The sequence below is a fragment of the Streptomyces sp. NBC_01016 genome (assembly GCF_026341035.1).
Classification (GTDB): Bacteria; Actinomycetota; Actinomycetes; order Streptomycetales; family Streptomycetaceae; genus Streptomyces.
Window position 1 is genome coordinate 3,541,236 of record NZ_JAPEOQ010000002.1, and the last position, 20,806, is coordinate 3,562,041.

Here is a 20,806-nt window from a genome sequence, read left to right on the forward strand (position 1 = left end):
CACGTCCCCGTCTACTCCATCGCGTTGACCAGAGGTTCGCCGCTCGCCCAGCGGCGTACCTGGTCGACGATCAGGCGCTCGGCGCGCGGCCGGAACGTCGCCGAACCGCCGCCCACGTGCGGCGTGATGAGGACGCCCGGCAGCGCGCGCAGCGGGTGGTCGGCGGGGAGCGGCTCGGGGGACGTGACGTCGAGGGCCGCGCGGAGCCGGCCGGTGCGGGTCTCGGCGAGCAGCGCGTCGGGGTCCAGGGTGCGGCCGCGGCCGATGTTGACGACAAGCGCGTCGTCGGGGAGTGCGGCGAGCTCGGCCGCGCCGAACAGGCCCACCGTGGACGGGTTCTCGGGCAGCACGAGCACCGCGATGTCCACCTGCGGCAGCAGCTCCGGCAGGTCCGTGACCGCGTGGACGTCGCTGTCGGGGCGGGCGCGGCGGGCCACGCGCACGACGGTGGCCTCGCACGCGAGCAGGCGCTGTTCGAGCGCCGCACCGATCGACCCGTAGCCCACGATCGCCACCCGCGAGTCCGCGAGGGAGCGCGTGAAGTGCGGCTCCCAGCGGCCCCCGTCCTGGTCGCGCACCCACCGCGGGAGGTCACGCTGCGCGGCGAGGGTCAGCGCGAGGGCGTGCTCGGCGGCGCTCGCGTCGTGCAGCCCGCGCCCGTTGTGCAGCGCCACCCCCTCGGGCAGCAGCGGCCGCAGTTTCTCCACGCCCGCGCTCAACGACTGCACGGCGCGCAGCCCCGTGAGCTCGGGGAGCAGCTTCGTGGCCTCGGGCGTCGCGTACGGCATGACCCAGTAGCCGATCCGGGCGAGCTGCTCCGCGTCGAGCCCGATGGGTGTCACCCCGTCCCACACATGGACGCGCACCCCGTCCGGCCACGGACCGTGCGCGCGCTCGAGATCGGGCCAGGGCACCAGCACATCGGGCGCCTCGGAACCGGGTCCTGTCCGGTCGGACAGGTGGGTGGAGTCATGGCTGGGCATACATGCACCTTTCCGGGCGGCATCGGCCGAAGCGCGGCAAATCACGGATCCGCCAAGGCTGTTGACCTGGCGACGCGTCGACCCTAACGTCTTTCCGTCTCACAGAACACTTTCCACCCCACGGAAAATTGCCTCGGGAAAGTGTCTCGGAAACCCTCACGGAAAACAGGAGGTGTGACGGATGACAGCGACGTCGTCCCGCGCCGCACGCGGCAGTGGATTCTGGTCGTCCACGCGGACCAAGCACATGATCCCGATCGCGTTCGTCACGTACTCGCTCGCCTACCTGGACCGGTCGAACTACTCGATCGGCTCGGCCGGCGGCATGGCCGATGACCTCAACATGTCCAGCGGCATGGACGCGCTGGTCGCCGCCTCCTTCTTCCTGGGCTACTTCTTCTTCCAGATCCCCGGCACCATCTACGCCGAGCGCCGCAGCGCCCGCCGCCTCGTCGCGTACTCGACCATCGCCTGGGGAGTGCTCGCCGCCGTCCAAGGCATGCTGCACAGCCCGGCCATGCTGGTGGCCGTCCGCTTCCTGCTCGGCGTGGTCGAGGGCGCGGTCATGCCGTCCATGGTGATGCTGCTCGGCCGCTGGTTCACGCAGCGCGAGCGCGGACGCGCCAACACCTTCCTGATCCTGGGCAACCCGGTCACCGTGATGTGGCTGTCCGCCGTCTCCGGGCTGCTCATCGAGGCCACCAGCTGGCGCGAGATGTTCATCATCGAGGGCTTCCCTGCCGTGCTGTGGGGCCTGCTCTGCCTCAAGATGATCAAGGACCATCCCACGGAGGCCACGTGGCTGCCCGAGAGTGAACGGGCCGAGCTCGACGCCGAGTTGGCGAAGGAGCCCACCGTCGCCGTGGCCCGCACCGCCGAGTACCGCAAGGTGCTCTCCTCGCGTCCGGTGCTCATCCTGGCCGCCCAGTACTTCTGCTGGTCGATCGGCGTGTACGGGTTCGTGTTCTGGCTGCCCTCGATCATCAAGGAGGCGTCGGGCCAGGGCATCGGCGCCACCGGCCTGCTCTCGGCGGTCCCGTACCTCTTCGCCTCGATCGCGATGCTCGTCAACTCCCAGCTCTCCGACCGCAGCGGCAGGCGCGGCCTGGCGATCTGGCCCTGGCTGGTGGTCGCGGCCCTCACGCTGTACGGCTCCTACCTCGCGCACTCCTCCTTCGCGATGTCGTTCGTGCTCCTGATCGTCGCCGGCCTCTGCCTGTACGCGCCCTACGGTCCGTACTTCGCGCTCGTCGCCGACCAGGCGCCCAAGAACGTCTCCGGAGCGGCCATCGCCCTCGTCAACTCCTTCGGCGCGCTCGGCTCGTTCGTCGGCACGTACCTCGTCGGCTGGATCCGCGGCAGCTCCATGGGTGACATGGGCGCCTTCGCCGTCATGGCGATCGGCACGCTGATCTCGGCCGCGCTGATGGCCTTCGTACGACGGCCCGCGGCGCTCGAAACACCGGCTGCCAAGGTCGGCGAACACCACGCCACGTAAGCTTCGGCAGCGAACAGACAAGCAACTCGGCGACGAAGGCACAGGTGGGGGCGGGCGTGAACCATGAGCGATGACATGCTCGGCCGCGGGCTCAGGCTGCTCACCACGCTCTCCCGCCACCCCGAGGGCCTCGGTGTCAGCGCCGCCGCGCGCGCCGCGCAGCTGCCGGTGAGCAGCGCCCACCGGCTGCTCGCCCGGATGACCGAAGAGGGCTTCGTCGTCCACGACTCCAGCGCACGCACCTACGCCCTGGGGCTGCGCGCCCTGGAGCTGGCGCACGGCTTCCACCGGACGCCGGCCGGGTTCAACCATCTCCTCGGCCCCATGCGGCAGTTGGCGGAGCGCACGGGCCTCGTCGTCATCGCGGGCATCCTCGACGGCGACCAGGTCCTCCTCGTCCGCTCCGTGCAGGGCAGCCAGCACCTGCAACTGCGCAGCGACGAGGGCACCCGCAACCCCTGGCACGCCACCTCGCTGGGCAAGGCCCTCGTCGCGGCCCGGCCCGAGGCCGACCAGGAGCGCCTGCTGGCCGGTCCGCTGCCGCGCAGCGCGCCCAACACGCTCAGCGACCCGGACGAGCTGCGCGCCGAACTGGCCCGCGTCCGGGAGCTCGGCTGGGCGGAGGCCGAGGAGGAGAACGAGCGCGGGGTCCGCTCCATCGCCGTGTGCGTCCCGGCCGCCGACCCGGACGGCGGGCCGCCGCAGCTCGCCCTCTCCCTCGGTGCCACCGTCGTCCTCACGGGCCGCGAGGAACTCCACGACATGGTTCCGCTGTTGCGGACGGCGGCGCGGGAGGCGGCGGCGTACGGCAGGTGACCGTCGTACGGGTCACCCTTGCCGGCGCAGGTCCTTCAGGCGCAGGTCCTTCAGCTGGGCCGACTGCGCCCGCAGCTTGCCGAACAGCCATCCCTGGACGAGCCCGACGGCGAGACCCGCGGCGACCGGGCCGTACTTGGCCAGGAGCGGCCCCGCGACCAGCGACAGTCCGTCGAGTTCGGCGGGCGCGGTGGGAGTCCCGGTGGTCGCGGCCTTGGGCTGTGCCGCCGAAGCGGGGGCGGCGCCCGTGGCGGCGGACCCCTGATCGAGCAGCAGATTCCCGAGGTTCTGCGCGAACTGTTGCAGGATCCGGTCCGAGACCGTGGCGATCGCGCCCTTGCCGAACTGGGCCAGCTTCCCGCGGATCAGCAGATCCGTGCTGAGCTCAAGACGTGCGCCCTCCGGGGCCTCGCCGATGTCCAGGACCACCTCGGCCTCGGCGTCACCGTTGCCGTGGGTGTCGGCGCCGCTCGCGTGCACACGCAGCCGGCGCTTCTCGGTGTCGACCTCCAGGAACCGCACCGTTCCCGCGTACGCGGCGCTGATCGGTCCCACCTTGACCTTGACCGCGCCCCGCCAGGCATCGCCGTCCCGGCCATCGAGGGCCGCGCCCGGCATGCAGGACGCCACCTTCTCCACGTCGCTGACGAGCGCGAACACCGCGTCCGGAGCGGCGTTGACGACGACGGTGTTGGTCAGCTGCATGCTGTCTCCTCGATTGCGGTGCAGGTCTTGGCGCAGCCGGCGCGGCGGGCCGTGGCGCAGGAGTCGATCGCCTCGACGATGGTCTGGTAGCCGGTGCACCGGCACAGGTTGGCTGCCACGACCTCCCGGATCTCCTCCTTGGTGGCCTCCGGACGCTCGGCGAGGAAGCCGTCCGCGAGCATCAGGAAACCGGGTGTGCAGAAGCCGCACTGCAGGCCGTGGTGTTCGGTGAACGACCGTTGCAGATCGTTGAGTTCACCGGTCGCCGGGTCCGCGAGGGACTCGACGGTACGTATCCGGGCGCCCTCGGCCTGCGCGGCGAACATCAGGCAGGCCCGCGCGGGCCGGCCGTCGACCAGGACCGTGCAGGCCCCGCAGATGCCGTGCTCGCAGCCGACATGTGTGCCGGTCAGACGCAGATCGTGGCGGAGCACGTCGACGAGGGTGCGGCGCGGCTCGGTGATCACCTCGTGCTCCTCGCCGTTGACGTCCAAGGTAAGCAGCAGCAGGTTGTCCGGGGTGGTGGTCATGAGGTGGGCTCCAGGTTCAGGGCGCGGTGCACCGTCTCCGGGGTGATGGGGGTGTGGTCGAGTTCCACAGCCGTCGGCCGCAGCGCGTCGTTGACGGCGTTGAGGACCGCGGCGGGCGCGCCGATGGTGCCGCCCTCGCCCGCGCCCTTGGCGCCGGTCTCGTTGAACGTGCACGGCGTTTCGAGGTGGTGGATGAGCACGTCCGGGATCTCGTGGGCGGTCGGCACCTTGTAGTCCATGAAGCTGGTCGCCGACGGCTCGCCCTGCGCGTCGTACGTCACCTGCTCGAAGAGCGCGCCCGCGATGCCCTGGGCGATGCCACCACGGCACTGCCCCTCCACGACCTGCGGGTTGATGGCGACGCCGCAGTCCTCGACGCACACGTAGCGCAGGATCTCCACCTGCCCGGTGCCCTGGTGGAGTTCGACGACGACGGCGTGGGTGGCGTTGGAGAAGGTGCCGTCGTTGAACACGTCGAAGGTGGCGGTGGCGCTCAGTCCCGGCTCGATGTCACGGGGCAGCAGGTGGGCGCGCAGATACGCGATGTCGGCCAGCTCCTCGTACGTGAGGAACGCGGGGTCACTGCCGTCCTTGCGCCGCACGCCGCCGCGCGTCAGCTCCACCTCACCAGGGTCGGTCTCCCAGAGCGCCGCCGCGATCCGGCACAGCTTCTCGCCGAGCTTGGCGGCGGCGATCCGTACCGCGCTGCCGCCGATGGTGACGGAGCGGCTGGCGAAGGTGCCGTAGCCGTACGTGACCCGGTCGGTGTCGCCCTGATGCAGCTTCACCTTGCCGAGTTCCAGGCCGAGTTCGTCGGCGACGATCTGCGCGAACGTCGTCTCGTGGCTCTGCCCGTGGCTCATCGTGCCACTGGTGACGGTGACCGCTCCGCTGGTGTCCATCCGCACCTCGGAGATGTCGAAGCCGGGGACGACCTGCATCTTGCGCTGGGCGAAGGCCGTGGACCCGTATCCGGTGCGCTCGCTGAAGCAGGAGTAGCCGATGCCGAGGTACCGGCCCTCGGTGGCCGCGGCCGCTTGCTTCTCGTACCAGCCCTCGTCCTTGACGAGCCGCTCGCACAGGTCGAGCGACTCCAGGTAGGAGCCGGGGTCGTACGTGATGTTGTTGACGCCCGTGTAGGGGAACTCGGTGATGACGTTGCGGCGACGGATCTCGACCGCGTCGAGGCCCAACTCGCGTGCGGCGCGCTCGAAGAGACGCTCCATCACCATCACGTACTGCGGACGGCTCACTCCGCGGTACGGGGCGGTGGGCGCCTTGTTGGTGGTGACCGCACGGCCGCGCACCCGGTAGGCGGGTACCTTGTAGACGCCGGGCATCTCCGCCGAGGCCATCAGCGGCTCGATGCCCGCGGTGAACGGGTAGCAGGAGTACGCACCCATGTCGCACACCACGTCCGCGTCGAGCCCCAGGATGTGTCCGTCCGCGTCGAAGGCGGCCCGCACGTCGTAGTGCTGCTCGCGGGCGAGGAACGAGGCGGACAGCGCGTCCTTGCGGTCCTCGATCCACTTCACGGGCCGGCGCAGGCGCAGCGCGGCGGCGGCCGCGGCGATCTCCTCGCGGCCCACGACACACTTCTGGCCGAAGCCGCCGCCCATGTCCGGCACCACGACCCGCACCGCCCGCTCGTCCAGGCGCAGACAGCGGGAGGCCACCGTCCGTACCTGGTGCGGTACTTGGGTGCAGGTGTTGAGGACGAGCTGTTCCTCCCGGTCGTCCCAGTGGGCGACGGCCCCTCGTGTCTCCAGGGGGAGGGCGTTCTGTCGGCCGGTCCGCGACTCGACATGGACGACACACGAGGCGGCGTCGAAGACCTCGTCGATGCCCTCCGTGGCGAACAGGGAGACGTCCACCAGGGTGTTGCGCACGGCCTCCTCGTGGACGAGCGGGGCGCCGGGCGCCAGGGCTTCGTTCTCGGAGGTCACCGGGGGCAGGGTCGTGTAGCGGACCTTGGCCGCCTCCAGGCAGTCCTCCGCGGCGTACGCGTCGCGCGCCACCACGATCGCGACGGGCTCCCCGACGTAGCGCACCCGGTCACGGGCGAGCACCGGCATGGCCGTGGGCACGAACTCCGAGCGAGGGCGTCCGAGTTCGGCCGTGATGTCCGTCAGTTCCAGGTCGTCGGCGGTGAAGGCCGCGACCACGCCCGGCACGTCGCGTACCGCCGTCAGATCGACGGAGGCGATCTCGCCGTGCGCGACCGTGCTGCGCACGAACTGGGCGTGCAGCATGCCTGGCAGCGCGATGTCGTCGACGAACCGGCCGCGCCCGGAGAGAAGCCGCGGGTCCTCACGACGCGCCACCGACCGCCCGGTCAACCGCCCCTTGTCGTCTGCCGGGTGTGTCTTCGGCGCATCCGGGTGTGTCATGGGCGAATCGGGGTGTGTCATCGGCTCATCGCCTCCTCACAGGCACGCAGGACCAGCGTGCGGACAAGCTGCTTGCGGTAGTGCGCGCTGCCCGAGGCGTCCGACGGGGGCTCGACGGCATCGGCCGCCGCCTCGGCGCAGTCGGCGAAGGTGCCGCCGGCCGCGAGCACCGCCTCCGCCTCCGGCACCCGGACCACCGAGGCCGCGACCCCGCCGAGCGCCACCCGGCCGCCGTGCACCGAGCCGTCGGTGACATCGAGGTCCACGGCGGCGGACACCAGCGCGAAGTCGCCCTGGCGCTCGGCGAACTCGGTGAGCGCGGCGTGCGGGGCCGGGCGCGGGAAGACGACCTCGACCAGCAGCTCGTCGGGATCGAGCACGCTGGTGTAGTAGCCGAGGAAGAAGTCCCCGGCCGCGACGCGGCGCTCACCGCGTGGCCCGCGGGCCACGAACTCCGCCCGGAGGGCGAGAGCGAGCAGACACCACTCGGCGGTGGCGTCGGCGTGCGCGATGCTGCCGCCGATCGTGCCGCGCGTCCGGATGGGAAGGTGTCCGATCCACCGCATGGCCTCGCGCAGCACCGCGAACTCGCGGCCGAGCACACCCTCCGGGTCGCTCTCCACCGTGTGATGGGTGGTGAGCGCCCCGATGTGCAGCGCACCCGTGGTGTCCCGGTGCATGCCGTCGAGTTCGCGCAGGCCGCCGATGTCGACCAGGTGGCCGGGCCGCGCGAGCCGGAAGTTCATCATGGCGACCAGGCTCTGGCCGCCGGCGATGACCTTCGCGTCATCGCCGAGCTCGGCCAGGAGCCGGGTGGCGCCGTCGACGTCACGAGCCCTGTGGTAGCCGAAGGGGGCTGGTTTCATGGTTCTCCTGGTCTTCCTGGTTTTCCTGTCGCGGGGACGGCCGGCCGCCGCCGTCGTGGTCCGTGTCGTCCAGCTCCCGGCCCTTCGTCTCCGGCGCCGCCACGGCCATCCAGCCGACGGCGAGGAGCACGGCCGCGCCGAGCACCGCGAACGTCAACGGAAGGCCCAGCAGGGGCCACAGCACCGAGCCGAAGAACAGCGGGGCGAACCCGGTGAGTGCCCGGCTGACCGAGGAGGCCCAGCCGAAGCCACTGGCCCGCAGTTCGGTCGGGTACAGCTCGGAGACGTACGCGTACAGGGCGGGGATGGCGAGTTGGGCGAGGAAGCCGAACACGCCGATGGTGATGACCGAGCCGGTCGGCATGTCCCGCACGATCGCGAAGATCACGAGGGCGAGCGAGGCGACCGGGGCCGAGACACCGATCAGCCACTTGCGGCCGACCAGGTCGACCAGGGCCGTCGAGACGAGGACGCCGATGATGCCCACGCCGCTCATCAGCGTCGTGCTCATGAAGGCGGCCGTGTCACCCTGCCCCTCCTCCTTGAGGATCGACGGCATCCAGCTCAGCGCCGCGTAGTAGACGAGCATGATGGTGGCGAACAGCAGCCAGGCCGCCGAGGTGATGCGCGGGCTGAACGACCAGATGTTGCGCAGCTGTTGGGCGGCCGCGGCCACCCCGCGCGGACCCTCGTCCGGTACCGGCTCGGGGATGACGTACGGCTCGACGGGCGCGCCCGTGCGGGCCACCAGGTCGTCGATGACGGTCCGTGCCTCGGCCTCGCGGCCCTTCTTCGTCAGGTAGATGGGTGACTCGGGGATGCCGCGGCGCGCCCAGAACAGCAGCAGCGCGGGCAGCACCATGGTGGCGAGCATCCAGCGCCAGTTGCCGTCGAGGGACAGCATGCCCGTGGACACGAGCCCGCACAGGGTCACCCCCACCGGCCACCAGGCGTCGAGCGCGGTGAGGACCCGGCCCCGGTACTTGCGCGGCGAGAACTCGCCCACCAGCGCGTAGTCGACCGGGATGCAGCCGCCGAGCCCGACTCCCGCGAGGAACCGCAGCAGCAGGAAGACCGGGTACGTGGGGGAGAGCGCGCCCAGGACCGAGAACAGGGCGAAGATCAGCAGGGTGACACTGAACGCCTTCTTGCGGCCGATCCGGTCCGCGACCGCGCCCCAGGCGATGGCGCCGACGGCCATGCCCACCAGGTTGGCGGTGGCGACGAGCCCTCGGGCACCGAGGGACAGGTCGAAGTGCTGGCCCAGGAGCGGCATGAGGAAGCCGTTCAGGGCGATGTCGTACGCGTCGAAGAGGTAGCCGAGACCTCCGATGATGAAGATCTTTCCCTGGACGTTCCATCTCCAGGGGAGGTCCTGAACGATCTGATCGCCTGTTCTCACGTGCGCTCCACAGGGTCGTGTCGGGGACGAACTGCGACGGGAGGTGCCTGAGTTGCTGATGAGGCGGGGGAGCGGGCGGTGCGGGTGCTTCGGGGGAGACAGTCAGTGCGCGGACTGAGGTAATCCGAGCACGTACGAATTTGCTTGGCAAGGGTTCGTGCACGGAGTTAACACGGCGGTTTCACGGCGCGGTCGGTCCGGCCAGCAGGCGGCCCGCGTTCGGCGCCAGCGGCGGCAGGCCCAGCTCGGACAGGATCCGGTACGCCGTGGCGGTGGCCGCCGACAGGACCGGGAGCCCCAGCTCGTCCTCGACCGGCTGGATCGCCGGCAGGGACGGCATCTGTACGCAGGCGGACAGCACCAGCGCGTCCGCGTCGCCGAGCTTCAGGCGCTTGGAGTGCTCGCGCAGGTCCTGCGGGTCGAGCCGGGCGACGGCCAGGTTGTCCGGCACCTCCAGGCTCAGCGCGTCCACCACCTCGACGCCCGCGTCCTCGATGTAGTCGGCGACCTTCTGGGTCAGCGGCTTCATATAGGGCGTGACGATGGCGACCTTCTTGGCGCCGAGCGCGGCGATCCCGTCGAGCAGCGCGCCGGCGCTGGAGACCACGGGGACCAGCGCCTCCTGGGCGCGCAGCACGTCCTTGATCTCGTCCTCGGCCGTGCAGTGGTGGCCGGGTCCCTGCGCCATGATGGCGACGAGGCAGGCCGTCGCCACGACGTCGGGCCGGGCGTCGGCCAACTCCAGGACCGCGCGCTCCGTCTGCGCGTTCATCGCCCGCAGCTCTTCGGGGGTGACGTGCTTCATGCGCATCCGGCTGCTGTGGAAGACGAAGCGGTCCTCCGGGGAGACGGCCTCGCGCGCCCGCATCAGGCGGGGGAGTTCGGTCTCCATCGTGAGGTTCGAGCTGGGGACGATCATCCCTATGTGATGGTCTGTCATGATTCGCTCCAGGTTTTTGGGCATGCTTGATGAGGGCGGGGGCCTGCATGTCCTCTTCGGGCGGGTCGGTGGCGGAGGTCAGTGCTGCTGACCGAGCCGCTCCCAGTGGTCGGCGAGCACCGCCAGGTGCCGCAGGACGTCGGCGCGCTGCTCCGCCGGGATCGGCCGCAGTAGCTCCTCGTCCAGCTTGCGGGCCCGCAGGTTCGCGTCGTGCACGGTGGCGCGGCCCTCCTCGGTGAGGTTGAGGAGCTTGCGCCGCGCGTCGGCGGGGGAGGGGGCGCGGGACAGCAGGCCCCGGTTCTCCAGGCGCCGGGCGACGTCGGCCATCGTCGAGGTGTCGAGCGCGGCGAGCGCGGCGATGGAGCGCTGGTCGCAGCCGGGGTTCTCGCCGATGATCTGCAGGACGGCGAACTGCGGCCCGGTCAGCGTCGCGTCGACGTCGTGCAGCCACGCGGCGAGGTACGCCTGGTACAGCCGGCGGGCCAGGAAGCCCGGCGCGTGGGTGAGTTCGTCGGGCGCGGCGACATCGTCGGCCTGGCTGGGGGTGGAGGGCGAGGTCATGGCACCGCTGTCGTGTGGAGGGATCGAGTGGGCCTCCGGCTCCGGGGAGAGGGTCTGCCGCAGCGCGGTGCGCAGCAGGTCCAGGGCCGTCGCCGGGTTGTCCCAGAAGACCATATGTCCCGCCGCCGGGATGCGAACCATGCGCGCCGCCGGGTTCGCGGCGGCGGCCTCCGCGGCGCCCTCGGCGGTGACGACCGGGCTGTCGGCCCCGTACAGCAGCGTCGTGGGGCCCGGCACCTGGGGCCACCAGGCGAAGAAGTCCTCGCTCTCGAAGCCCTGGTGGGCGCGCTCGATCGCCTCCAGGCCGCAACTGGCGAGCCAGCGGGCCCGCAACTCCAGCTCCCGGCGCGGCCACGTCGGCCAGAAGCCGCCGACCTCGTCGGCATCCGTGCCGCGCCGGGCCTGCGACAGTTGGCGCGTGAACGCCGCGAGCGTGGTCGGGTACGGTCCCCGGCTCGGGCCGCTCATCGGCGGGTCCACCAACAGCGTTCCACCGAGCGGGACATGGCCCCGCACCGCGGTGGCGGCGGCGATCCGGGCACCCATGGAGTGTCCGAAGAGCACGGGGTCCGCCAGCTCCAGCTGCTCGATCACGGCTTCCGTGTCGGCGGCGAGGGCATCGAGCGAGTGGTCCGCCGCGTCGTCGCTGAGGCCGCGGCCGCGGATGTCGAGGACCAACGGCCTTGCCAGGTCCGTCAGTTCACGGGCGACGAAGTCCATGGTGATCGCCGGGCTGGTGATGCCGGGCAGGATCAGCAGGGGGACGCCGTCGCCGCCGTAGTCCAGCACGTGCAGCCGCACGTCCCCGCTGCGGGCCCAGCGGCTGACGGCCGGGATGTCGGCGAGGTCCGCGAGGCCGGGCTGCGTCAGGTAACGCTCCGGCCGTCGGGCCTCGCGGTCCTGAGCGGCATCCTGTCCGGCATCTTGTGCGGCTCCGGAAGACGCGTTCATGATCTCAAACCCCCTTCGTCGTCAGGTACTTCACCATGTCCTCGTGGCCCACGACATCCCCGTACTTGGCCTGGATGTCGAAGAGCGCCGCCTCGTGCGGCCCCGCGGCCCGGTCGCCGCAGGCCTCGGCGGGTACGAGGACCGGCCAGCCGTGCTGCACCGCGTCCACCGCCGTGGCCCGCACACAGCCGCTCGTGGTGGCGCCGCAGACGACCGCCGTGTCGCACCCGAGGCCGGTGAGCAGGGAGGCCAGAGCGGTGCCGAAGAACGCCGACGCGCCCTTCTTCACGATGAACTGGTCCCCCTCCTCGTACGGCAGCCGGGGGTCGAGGGCGACGGCCTCGCCACCCTCGCGCAGCGCCCGCATGCCGGGGGCCTTGGCGAGCCAGGTGACCGCGTCGCCCTCGGCCTCGGCGGCCGTGTAGGCGATGACCGTCCACACCACGGGTACGCCGCCGGCGCGGGCCGCGCGCACCAGCTCCGCCGTGGCCTCGACGGGGGCGGTCAGATCGCTGCCGGTGGCGAAGCCCGGCTCGGTGAAGCCGCGCGTCAGGTCGACCACGATCAGGGCGGGACGGTGGCCGCGGGCGACGGCGGCGCCGAATCCGGCGCGTTCGTACACGCGGTCGGTGGCGGGGTCGTACGGGGTGGGCACGGGACCTCCAGGGCGCGGGATCTGGCCGGTGGAATCGGCTCAGTGGTGGTGGCGGTAGGCGAAGGACTCGTCGTCGGAGGTGTCCAGCGGGGTGCCGCGCCACAGCCAGTCGTAGGACACGTCGGACTCGCCGTCGTAGCGCTCGCCGAGCTTGGCGTCGCGGGCCTGCTGCTCCGGGCCGTCGGGGAAGCGGTAGAAGACCTGGTTGCGCAGCGAGGCCTGCTGCACCATCCCGGCGTGCCGGGCGCGGCGGTTGACGTACCGCTGCAACGCGCCGGGGATCCCCTCGCGGGTCACCGCGCCCAACTCCTCGGCGAGTACGGCCCCGTCCTCCATGGCCTGCGAGGCACCCTGCGCCTGGTAGGGGAGCATCGCGTGGCAGGCGTCGCCGAGGAGGGCCACGCGGCCGTCGACCCAGTTCGGGTCGCGGCGGCGGTGGTAGAGCGGGAAGCAGGTGATGTCGCCCTTGGCCTTGGCGAGCATGGCCGGCGCGCGGTCGTCCCACTCCGCGTAGGCGTCGACGAGCATCTCGGTGGTGCCGGAGAAGGTGGTCTTCTCGCCGTACTCGTCCTTCCACGGGACGCAGCCGACGATGTTGAGCCACTCGCCGCCGCGGATCAGGTAGTGGACGAGATGGCGCCCGGGCCCGTACCAGATGGTGCTCTGGTAGCGGTCGAAGAGGAAGCGGGTGGCCGGGTCGGCGTGCAGCAGCTCGCCGGGTATCAGCGTGCGGAAGGCCATGTCGCCGGAGAAAACCAGCGTGTCCTCCGCGCCGATGAGGTCGCGTACGCGGGAGTGGATGCCGTCGGCGCCGACCAGGACATCGGCCTCGTGCCGGACGCCGTCGTCGGTGACCGCGACGGGACGGTCCGGGGACGTACGGTCGAGTTCCACGACGCGCGCCCCGGTGACGATCTCGACGGCGGGCCCGGGGCCCAGCGGGTCGGTGCACGCGTCGAGGATGGTGCGGTGCAGATCGGCGCGGTGGTAGTGCCAGTAGGGGGCGTTGAACTCCTCCTGGACACGGCGGCCGAGCGGGGTGAGCCCGATGATGCTGCCGTCCTGCCAGCGGCGGCGCACCTGGTCCTGCGGCTCGGTGCGGATGGCCTCGAGCTGCTTGCGCAGGCCGAGCCGCATCAGGACCCGGCTGGCGTTCGGCGCGGTCTGGATGCCGGCGCCCACCTCGCCGAGTTCGGCGGCCTGTTCGAGGACGGTGACGCGCAGTCCCTTGTGGCGCAGGGCCAGGGCGGCGGTGAGGCCGCCGAGACCGCCGCCGACGACGGTGACTTCGTAGGACTGGCTGAGAGGCAAGACTCCTCCAGGGATGCTGCGTTGGGGTGGGGGACCGGGCTCAGCCTTCGACGAGGTGTCCGCCGGTGACGACGTCCGTGCCGTCAAGGCTGACCGTGCAGCCGCGCATCGCGATGTCGAGGTGGGCGTAGGAATCGCGCTGGAGGTGCGGGTGCGGACCCGTGGACCAGAGGAAGTTGCCGGCGAAGGCGCGGGCGTCCATGCCCATCAACTCGTCCTTGCCGTACATCGCGGTGGCGAACCAGTCGGCGGACTTCATCAGGCCCCAGCCCATGTGGGAGAGGCTGCGGGCCCACTTGTCGTGCGAGTCCTCGAAGAAGGTGTTCAGCAGCTTGGCCTCGGCGCCGCCGGTGACCTCCTGGATGTGACCGCCCGAGACATGGAGCGTGACGGGACGCTGGACGTACTCCTTGAACGGCAGCAGGATGTCGCCCTCGGCGAGCACGATCCGCCCGTCGGAGATCTCCGGCCAGCACAGCACCATGGTGCTCGGCCAGTGGTCCCAGCGGCCCGGGTCGTCGGCGAAGCCGGTCTGGAACTCCGGGTGGGAATCGGCCAGTTGGACCGTCAGGTCCGTGCCGGCCTCGGAGGTCACGCGCATGACGGAGGAGGTACGGACCCGGTCCACGCCCTCCTGGACGCGCACCTTGTCCTGCTCGTTCGGCAGGTTGCGGATGAGGACGTCGGGGGCGTCGCAGACGAAGATGATGCGGGTGCCGGTCTTGAGGATGTCCTGCTGCAGCGGGGCGTGGATGAAGCCCTCGCGGGTCAGGTCCACGACCAGGTCGGCCGCCTTCAACAGCTCTTGCGCGGCCGTGTCGTTGAGGACGGATACGAGGCCGGGTCCTGCGCCCGTGTGGGTGCTGGGCAGCGGGGCCGGGCTGCCGCCGGGCACCGTGGCGGACACGACGTGGGCGCCGAGGCTCTTCGCGGCCCCGAACGCGGCGGCGACGTAGTCACCACGGCTGCCGGGCTCGGAGAGCACGACGACGTGCTCTCCCTCGCGGACCTTGCACAGCTGCAGTTCACGGGTGAAGGCGTCGAGGACGTCGACGGACGAGAAGTCGAACATCGGGTGTTCCTCCGGGAGACGAGCGCGGACGTACTGGGCACGTGCGGGTGGTGCGGAGGGTGCGAGGGCATGCGGGATCACCGCGGCGGACGCCGTACGGGGGCGCCACCGGGGGTTCTTGCGAACCCGCCTGCCGAGATAATCCGAGCACGTACGATCTGGGAAATCAAGGGGTCGGGTGGCGGGGGTGGGTGCGCGGGACGGTGTGAGCAGGCAGGGAGGTACTTGTCAGGACCCGACAATGTCTCGCGGCGGAATCGGTCGACTCCTCGCCTGATGGACCTGCTGCTGGCTGGCAGGATCGCAGGCAGGTCAGATCGACAGCTATGTAGCATCTGAACAATGCAAGGAGGCTCGGGTGACTGGGAACGGTCATGTGCAGGTGACGGGCGTCGGCGCGATGACGCCGCTGGGAGCCGATGCGCCGACGACGTGGGCGGGGCTGTTGGACGGCACGTCGGGGGTGCGGCTCCTGGAGGAGGAGTGGGCCGCGGAGCTGCCCGTGGGCGTCGCGGCCGGGCTCACCGTGGACCCGGCGTCGCTGCTTCCGCGGCCCGAGGCCAGGAAGCTGGACCGCGGTGAGCAGATGGCCCTCCTCAGCGTGCGCGAGGCATGGCAGGACGCCGGCGCCCCGCAGGTCGAGCCGGAGCGGCTCGCCGTCGTCATCGGCACCGGGACCGGCGGTGTGCTCACCACACTGGGGCAGGACGACATCTTCGAAGCCTCCGGGATCCGCCGACTTTCACCCTTCACCGTCCCCATGCTGATGCCGAACGGTCCCGCGGCCTGGGTGAGCATGGACCTGGGTGCGAAGGGCGGCGCCAGGACCCCGGTGAGCGCGTGCGCGTCCGGGGCGGAGGCCCTCGCCATGGGGCAGGACCTGATCCGCGCCGGGCGGGCGGACGTGGTGGTCGCCGGTGGTGTGGAGGCGTGCCTGCACCCCTTCACCCTCGCGGCGTTCGCCCAGATGAAGGCCCTGTCGACGCGGTCCGACGACCCGGAGGTGGTGTCCCGCCCGTTCGACGTCGAGCGGTCCGGGTTCGTCATGGGCGAGGGCGCGGGGATGATGGTGCTCGAACGCCCCGAGTTCGCGCGGGCCCGAGGCGCACGCGTCCACGGCACGCTGGCCGGCAGCGCCGTGAGTTCGAGCGCCGACCACATCACGGCATCCGACGCGGACGGCCAGTCCTTCGCCATGGAACTGGCGCTGCGCGACGCCGACGTGCCTCCGGCGGACATCGGGGTCGTGCACGCCCACGCCACGTCCACGGAGTCCGGTGACGTGGCGGAGGCCGAGGCGATCGGCCGCACGATCGGCAGGCACGCCGCGGTCACGGCGACCAAGTCGATGACCGGTCACATGCTGGGAGCGTCCGGGACGGTGGGCGCCATGGCCGCGTTGTTCGCGCTCAGGGACGGGGCGTTGCCGGCCACGCGCAACCTCGACACACTCGACCCGCGCGTGGACCTGGACGTGGTCTCCGGTGAGCGGCGCTCCGGGCAGTGGTCGGCGGCGCTGGCCAACTCGTTCGGGTTCGGCGGGCACAACGTGAGCCTGGTCTTCACCGGCTGACATCGGCCTGGTCTTCACTGGCTGACGTCAGTCCGGTCCTCACCGGGCGAGGAAGGTCCTACACACCGGCGCGGGCCACGAACAGCGGTTGGAAGAAGCCGGTTTCCTCCGGCGCTCGCCATGCGCGGTCGACGAACCCGGCCTCCGCCGCGAGCCCGGCAAGCCGCTCCTGACCGAGCGCCCAGTAGGAGGTCCGGCGCACCCGGACCCGCCAGTCTTCCCCCGCGTCCGGGAGGAGCTGGAAGTGCTCCAAGTCGTAGTGCTCGCCGTCGTCCTGCCAGTGCCAGAGCTGAAAGGTGACCGTCCGCCCCTCCTCGGAGCGGTGGACCTGCGGAGGCATCGACGCGGGATGCTCGCGCAGCAGGTCCTCGTACGGGCGCGTGCTGGCCAGCAGCAGTCCGCCGGGGCGCAGCACGCGGCGCATCTCGGTGAGGCCGGTGCGTACGTCCTGCTCGGTGAGCAGGTGCGGCAGCGCGTTGTCGGCGCACACGACGACGTCGAACCGGCCGTCGGTGAAGGGGAGTTGCCGCATGTCGGCGGCGGCCGTGTGCAGTGGCAGCCCCCGGCTCGCGGCCTCACGGGCGGCGCGGGCCGTGGCGCGAGGGCTGATGTCGGTCCCGGTGACGCGGTGTCCGTGCAGGGCCAGGCCGATGGCCTGCGTGCCGATGCCGCAGGAGCAGTCGAGTACCGCGGCGCCCTCCCGGCCGATCACAGCGTCCAGGGCCGCGCCCTGCCGCCGGGCGCTCGCGTCCCAGTCCGGGTAGATCAGGTGGTAGTCGTCGGCCAGTTCGTCGTAGAAGCGCGCCACGGTGGGTTCGGACATGGCTGGAGGGTACCGGCGCCGTGCGCGTCACTTCTTGTTTCTGAGCCACTGCCCGAATGTCCGGCGTGGGGGACGGACCACCACGCTGCCGTGGGTCTTGTGGCCGACGAGCTCGACGCGCAGGGTGACAGGCACGTCCGGATCCCCGGGCCTGTGCCGCTGCTTGACCTTGCAGTGCGCCAGTTGCAGGGCATCCATGTCGACCACGATGCCCGGCTTCGTGATCAGCGTCAGTCGCTTCCCGATCATCGACGAGTCGATCACCAACGTGTCGTGGGTGAGCACGGCGTCGGTGAAATCGAGCGTCACCGCGCAGAAGGTCACCGCGAGTTCCAGCCTTCGCGGCACCACCCAGCGCCCCCGGCGTTCGATGGCGCCGGAGTGCGCCTGCTCGATCCGGACGACGTCCTTGGCCTCGGCCGAGGGCCGCAAGTCGGCGGTGAGCGGAACCAGTTCGGCCAAGGTCCGCGCCGACAGGGCGACCTCGAGCCGCTCGTCCAACTCGTCCGCCGTCAACAGGCCGTCCCCCGCCGCGACGCGCAGCACGTCCACGATCCGGTCCCGGTCGGCGTGCGAGGCCCGCAGCTCGGGCGACGACGGGCCGGCACCGGAGTCGCTCCCGGCAGGCGAGATCTCTCCCGACATGTTTCCCTCCCGGCAGCGGCCGTGGGTCGGTCGCCGCTGCTCCACCCGTGGCACCGTACCGTGGGCACCGCCTGCCGAGTACCGCGTGCCGAGTACCGCCCCTCCCGCCCGTGACAGGAGACCTTTCCCATGGCCGACACTGCCGATCCGGTCTGGAGCCTGATCCATCAGGAACGCGCCGCGCTCGCCGCCGACCTCGACGCGACGACGACTGCCCAGTGGGCGACGCCCTCGCTGTGCGCCGGGCTCAGCGTCCGTGAGGTGCTGGCGCATCTCACGGCGGGTGCGAGCCTCAACGCGGTGCGGTGGCTGGCCGGTGTGATCCGCTGCCGGTTCGACTTCGACAAGCAGGTGGCCGTGCGGCTGGCCGAGCAGTTGGGCGCGAGCCCCGCCGAGACGCTGGAGCGGTTCCGGAGCATCGTCACCAGCACGACGAAGCCTCCCCTGCCCGTGATCGCCATGCTGGGGGAGACGCTCGTGCACGGGGAGGACATCCGGCGGCCCCTGGGGATCCGCCGCGACTATCCGGTCGAGACGGTGACGAGGGTCGCCGAGTACTACCGGGGCACGGACCAGGTGGTGCTGGCGAAGGGGCGCATCGGCGGGCTCGAACTCGTCGCCACCGACGGCCCCTTCGCGACCGGCACCGGGCCACTGGTCACCGGGAGCACCGTGGCCCTGGTGATGGCGATGACGGGACGCGCGGCCCTCTGCGACGACCTGAAGGGCGACGGGGTCGAGGTGCTGCGCGGGCGCTGCGCGGGTGCGTGAGGCCGTGGGCCGGCCTCACGCGGCGGAGAGGGCGGCACGTACGTCGCCGACGTGCCGCACCCTGAACAGCCGCTACGCGAGCTCCGGTTGAGGGTCCGCCGTGCCCGCCTTCGGCAGGGGCGACGGCGGAGGCGGCGGCGTGGCCTGCGCGCTCCACTGTCTCGTCGTCCGTACGTAGAGGAGGACCACGGAGCCCGTCAGCACGAGCAGCAGCGGGCCGAACGCCCAGGGGTGTGCGGCCATGTGCGTCGGGAGGTAGCGGTAGGACACGAGCAGCATCGTGAGGACGGCCGCCCCGTAGCTCGCCATCAGCGTGGCCCGGCGGTCCCAGCCGCGGGAGAAGGCGCGCATCGACGCCTCGATGGACAGGGCGAAGACCGTCCCGGCGAGCAGGTCCACGCCGTAGTGGTAGCCGAAGCCCAGGGTCGCGGTGAGGGTCCCGACCAGCCAGAAGGTGCCCGCCCAGCGCATGGCGCGGGAGCCCTCGCGGGTGTGGATGAAGAGCGAGATGGCCCACGCGGTGTGCAGGCTGGGCATGCAGTTGCGCGGGGTGATCTCGTCGAACGGGAAGGGGTGCGGGGCGCCGATCGCCGGGAGGGTGTTCGGCCAGATGTCGGCCACCGCCCAGTGGCCGCCGTCGTGGCCGAAGGCGTACAGCGGGCCGACGACCGGGAAGATCATGTAGATGGCCGGTCCGAGGAGGCCGATGGCCAGGAAGGTGCGCACCAAGTGGTGGGCGGGGAAACGGCGTTCCGCCGCCACGTGGCGCAGCTGGTACAGGCCGACGAGGGCGGCGGCCATGGGGAGTTGACCGTAGACGACGGTGAGGAGGCCGCTGCTGATCGGTGAGGTGGTCTCGACGAGGTGACCGACCAGCCACGAGGGGTTGGCGAGGGCGTGATCGGCGGTGGCCACGTACTGATCGAGCACCGTCGGGCGGGTCTTGGACGTGATGAGGAGCCAGGTGTCGCCCGTCTTGTGGCCGAAGACCAGAAGAAGGCCGAGGCCCGAGCCCTTGAGGAGGACCGATCTCTCCTGGCCGGTGCGGCGGGCGAGGCCGAGGACCGCGACGCCCAGGATCACCCACAGCGCGCCGTTGCCGAAGTTCATGTCGGCGCCGACGATCAGCCGCACGAGCCAGAACACGATGTCGATGCCGACCGCCGCGCAGGCCGCGATCAGCCGCTGCCGCCAGGTGAGCACCACCATCGTCAGCGCCAGGCCGCCGTACAGCAGCGGGCCCGAGTGCGGCGCGAAGATCACCTCTTGGGCCTCTACGGTGATCGGCCCCGGCTGCCCGTAGCGGCGAGCCACGAACTCCAGGGCGATGTGGAAGCCGAGCGTCGCCAGGCCGGCCGCGATCCACAGGAGGGTGCGCGGTTGCCGCCAGGCGGGCGGCCGGCGCTCGGCGCCGCGCTGGTGCGGCAGGGACAGGGGAGGTGGTGTGGTCTTCAATTGTCCGACTTGGTGGCTTGGTTCCGGCTGCGGGCAACTGCGACGATCTGGATGATCGTCGCAGTTCGAACATGCTAACGGGGCGCAGGCCGGGTAGGTAGAGGCACGTCCCGGGCCAGGGCCTGATCGCCTGATCCGAACGACAGGCCCTACTCCGCGGGCAGCACCCTCGCCAACGCCCGCAGCACCGGCTCCCGTCGGATGTCGATGTGCGCGTAGGTGAGCGCCTCGGCGAGACGGGGGCGGCCGTCGCCGATCGCCCGGCAGATCTGGTCGTGCTCGGTGCGGTGCTGCGCGGCGCCGTGCTCGGTGGCCGTGAGCCGGAACAGCCAGTGCATCAGGCCGAGCGAGCGCTGGAACGAGGACTGGAGCAGCCGGTTGCCCGTCATCGTGATCAGCTCGGCGTGGAAGGCCGTGTTCGCGGCAGCGATACCGGCCTGGTCCTCGCTCCGGGTCGCCGCGTCGGCCTCGTCCATCACGGCCCGCAGGCCCTCGTGGCCGCCGCCGTCCGCGACGATCTCGGCCGCCCGGCGCGCCGCGAACACCTCCAGGCTGAGGCGCAGATCGAAGAGTTCCTTGACGTCCCGGAGGGTCAGGCGGCGCACGCGGGCGCCCCGGCGCGGCTCCAGCTCGACGAGGCCCTCGGCCGCGAGCCGCATCAACGCCTCGCGGACCGGGACCCGCGAGACACCGAGAGCCTCCGCCAGCTCGCGCTCCCGCAGCCGCGAGTCGGGCGGGTACGCGCCGGAGTGGATACCGGCCCGGATCAGCTCCTCGGTGCGCTCCACCTGCGAGGCGGTCCCGGCTCCGGTTCCAGCTCCGGTTCTGGTCCCGGTTCCGGCGCGTTCTGCGGTGAGTG

19 protein-coding genes are annotated in these 20,806 nt (G+C 71.4%); 4 read left to right on the plus strand and 15 right to left on the minus strand.

The features are described from left to right. Positions 1-11: 11 nt before the first annotated feature. Positions 12-983 carry a 2-hydroxyacid dehydrogenase gene (locus OG746_RS42840; protein ID WP_266724635.1) on the minus strand — a complete coding sequence of 324 codons (972 nt, stop codon included), beginning with the start codon at positions 981-983 and terminating at the stop codon, positions 12-14. 181 nt (positions 984-1,164) lie between these two features. On the opposite strand from OG746_RS42840, the gene OG746_RS42845 reads away from it, so the two are divergent. Together OG746_RS42845 and OG746_RS42850 are read left to right on the plus strand one after the other, a co-directional pair. Continuing rightward, on the plus strand, positions 1,165-2,481 hold the full coding sequence (locus OG746_RS42845) for an MFS transporter (protein WP_266724636.1): 1,317 nt from the start codon (positions 1,165-1,167) through the stop codon (positions 2,479-2,481). Between the two features lie 63 nt (positions 2,482-2,544). Further along, complete coding sequence (locus OG746_RS42850; RefSeq protein WP_266724638.1) at positions 2,545-3,297, plus strand: IclR family transcriptional regulator; 753 nt, start codon at positions 2,545-2,547, stop codon at positions 3,295-3,297. 12 nt (positions 3,298-3,309) lie between these two features. Here the strand turns inward: OG746_RS42850 and OG746_RS42855 are convergent, their stop codons facing one another. From OG746_RS42855 to OG746_RS42905, 10 genes are all read right to left on the minus strand, one after another. Further along, on the minus strand, positions 3,310-4,002 hold the full coding sequence (locus tag OG746_RS42855) for an SRPBCC family protein (protein ID WP_266724640.1): 693 nt from the start codon (positions 4,000-4,002) through the stop codon (positions 3,310-3,312). Continuing rightward, positions 3,993-4,532, minus strand: coding sequence for a (2Fe-2S)-binding protein (locus OG746_RS42860; RefSeq protein ID WP_266724642.1), 540 nt, complete (start codon positions 4,530-4,532; stop codon positions 3,993-3,995). The genes OG746_RS42855 and OG746_RS42860 overlap by 10 nt, the downstream gene beginning before the upstream one ends. Further along, positions 4,529-6,922 (minus strand): xanthine dehydrogenase family protein molybdopterin-binding subunit, encoded by a 2,394-nt coding sequence (locus OG746_RS42865; RefSeq protein WP_266725760.1) that lies wholly within the window; start codon positions 6,920-6,922, stop codon positions 4,529-4,531. The genes OG746_RS42860 and OG746_RS42865 overlap by 4 nt, the downstream gene beginning before the upstream one ends. 17 nt (positions 6,923-6,939) lie before the next feature. Beyond that, positions 6,940-7,788: an FAD binding domain-containing protein gene (locus tag OG746_RS42870; RefSeq protein ID WP_266724644.1), complete on the minus strand. Its 849-nt coding sequence runs from the start codon at positions 7,786-7,788 to the stop codon at positions 6,940-6,942. Then, positions 7,751-9,190: an MFS transporter gene (locus tag OG746_RS42875; RefSeq protein WP_266724646.1), complete on the minus strand. Its 1,440-nt coding sequence runs from the start codon at positions 9,188-9,190 to the stop codon at positions 7,751-7,753. Before OG746_RS42875 ends, OG746_RS42870 begins: the two co-directional genes overlap by 38 nt. A gap of 181 nt (positions 9,191-9,371) precedes the next feature. Then, positions 9,372-10,130 carry a maleate cis-trans isomerase family protein gene (locus tag OG746_RS42880; RefSeq protein ID WP_266724648.1) on the minus strand — a complete coding sequence of 253 codons (759 nt, stop codon included), beginning with the start codon at positions 10,128-10,130 and terminating at the stop codon, positions 9,372-9,374. 78 nt (positions 10,131-10,208) lie between these two features. After that, positions 10,209-11,642, minus strand: coding sequence for an alpha/beta fold hydrolase (locus OG746_RS45515; RefSeq protein ID WP_323179747.1), 1,434 nt, complete (start codon positions 11,640-11,642; stop codon positions 10,209-10,211). A 4-nt stretch (positions 11,643-11,646) separates the two neighbouring features. Continuing rightward, complete coding sequence (locus OG746_RS42895) at positions 11,647-12,297, minus strand: isochorismatase family protein (RefSeq protein ID WP_266724650.1); 651 nt, start codon at positions 12,295-12,297, stop codon at positions 11,647-11,649. 39 nt (positions 12,298-12,336) lie between these two features. Then, positions 12,337-13,608, minus strand: a complete 1,272-nt coding sequence (locus OG746_RS42900; RefSeq protein ID WP_266724652.1) for an FAD-dependent monooxygenase — start codon at positions 13,606-13,608, stop codon at positions 12,337-12,339. Positions 13,609-13,648: 40 nt separating this feature from the next. Continuing rightward, positions 13,649-14,680, minus strand: coding sequence for a 2,5-dihydroxypyridine 5,6-dioxygenase NicX family protein (locus tag OG746_RS42905; protein WP_266724654.1), 1,032 nt, complete (start codon positions 14,678-14,680; stop codon positions 13,649-13,651). Between the two features lie 358 nt (positions 14,681-15,038). Here OG746_RS42905 and OG746_RS42910 point away from each other — a divergent pair, with 358 nt between their 5' ends. Next, positions 15,039-16,253: a beta-ketoacyl-[acyl-carrier-protein] synthase family protein gene (locus OG746_RS42910; RefSeq protein WP_266724656.1), complete on the plus strand. Its 1,215-nt coding sequence runs from the start codon at positions 15,039-15,041 to the stop codon at positions 16,251-16,253. Between the two features lie 58 nt (positions 16,254-16,311). Here the strand turns inward: OG746_RS42910 and OG746_RS42915 are convergent, their stop codons facing one another. Together OG746_RS42915 and OG746_RS42920 are read right to left on the minus strand one after the other, a co-directional pair. Further along, positions 16,312-17,076 (minus strand): class I SAM-dependent methyltransferase, encoded by a 765-nt coding sequence (locus tag OG746_RS42915; protein WP_266724658.1) that lies wholly within the window; start codon positions 17,074-17,076, stop codon positions 16,312-16,314. Positions 17,077-17,103: 27 nt separating this feature from the next. Beyond that, the gene (locus tag OG746_RS42920; RefSeq protein WP_266724659.1) at positions 17,104-17,721 is read right to left on the minus strand and encodes a DUF1707 SHOCT-like domain-containing protein; all 618 of its coding nucleotides are present in this window, start codon (positions 17,719-17,721) and stop codon (positions 17,104-17,106) included. A 129-nt stretch (positions 17,722-17,850) separates the two neighbouring features. On the opposite strand from OG746_RS42920, the gene OG746_RS42925 reads away from it, so the two are divergent. Further along, entirely contained in the window at positions 17,851-18,492 is a 642-nt protein-coding gene (locus tag OG746_RS42925; RefSeq protein WP_266724660.1) for a maleylpyruvate isomerase family mycothiol-dependent enzyme, read from the plus strand. A gap of 72 nt (positions 18,493-18,564) precedes the next feature. Here the strand turns inward: OG746_RS42925 and OG746_RS42930 are convergent, their stop codons facing one another. Together OG746_RS42930 and OG746_RS42935 are read right to left on the minus strand one after the other, a co-directional pair. Then, positions 18,565-19,947 carry a phosphatase PAP2 family protein gene (locus OG746_RS42930; protein WP_524540535.1) on the minus strand — a complete coding sequence of 461 codons (1,383 nt, stop codon included), beginning with the start codon at positions 19,945-19,947 and terminating at the stop codon, positions 18,565-18,567. Positions 19,948-20,096: 149 nt separating this feature from the next. Then, positions 20,097-20,735 (minus strand): GntR family transcriptional regulator, encoded by a 639-nt coding sequence (locus tag OG746_RS42935; RefSeq protein ID WP_266725766.1) that lies wholly within the window; start codon positions 20,733-20,735, stop codon positions 20,097-20,099. Positions 20,736-20,806: the final 71 nt, after the last annotated feature.

What these genes read in the sequence shown, in the direction of transcription:
- OG746_RS42840 (WP_266724635.1), bottom strand. Translation starts at nt 983, where the DNA reads ATGCCCAGCCATGACTCCACCCACCTGTCCGACCGGACAGGACCCGGT.
- OG746_RS42845 (WP_266724636.1), top strand. Translation starts at nt 1,165, where the DNA reads ATGACAGCGACGTCGTCCCGCGCCGCACGCGGCAGTGGATTCTGGTCG.
- OG746_RS42850 (WP_266724638.1), top strand. Translation starts at nt 2,545, where the DNA reads ATGAGCGATGACATGCTCGGCCGCGGGCTCAGGCTGCTCACCACGCTC.
- OG746_RS42855 (WP_266724640.1), bottom strand. Translation starts at nt 4,002, where the DNA reads ATGCAGCTGACCAACACCGTCGTCGTCAACGCCGCTCCGGACGCGGTG.
- OG746_RS42860 (WP_266724642.1), bottom strand. Translation starts at nt 4,532, where the DNA reads ATGACCACCACCCCGGACAACCTGCTGCTGCTTACCTTGGACGTCAAC.
- OG746_RS42865 (WP_266725760.1), bottom strand. Translation starts at nt 6,922, where the DNA reads ATGACACACCCGGATGCGCCGAAGACACACCCGGCAGACGACAAGGGG.
- OG746_RS42870 (WP_266724644.1), bottom strand. Translation starts at nt 7,788, where the DNA reads ATGAAACCAGCCCCCTTCGGCTACCACAGGGCTCGTGACGTCGACGGC.
- OG746_RS42880 (WP_266724648.1), bottom strand. Translation starts at nt 10,130, where the DNA reads ATGACAGACCATCACATAGGGATGATCGTCCCCAGCTCGAACCTCACG.
- OG746_RS45515 (WP_323179747.1), bottom strand. Translation starts at nt 11,642, where the DNA reads ATGAACGCGTCTTCCGGAGCCGCACAAGATGCCGGACAGGATGCCGCT.
- OG746_RS42905 (WP_266724654.1), bottom strand. Translation starts at nt 14,680, where the DNA reads ATGTTCGACTTCTCGTCCGTCGACGTCCTCGACGCCTTCACCCGTGAA.
- OG746_RS42915 (WP_266724658.1), bottom strand. Translation starts at nt 17,076, where the DNA reads ATGTCCGAACCCACCGTGGCGCGCTTCTACGACGAACTGGCCGACGAC.
- OG746_RS42920 (WP_266724659.1), bottom strand. Translation starts at nt 17,721, where the DNA reads ATGTCGGGAGAGATCTCGCCTGCCGGGAGCGACTCCGGTGCCGGCCCG.
- OG746_RS42925 (WP_266724660.1), top strand. Translation starts at nt 17,851, where the DNA reads ATGGCCGACACTGCCGATCCGGTCTGGAGCCTGATCCATCAGGAACGC.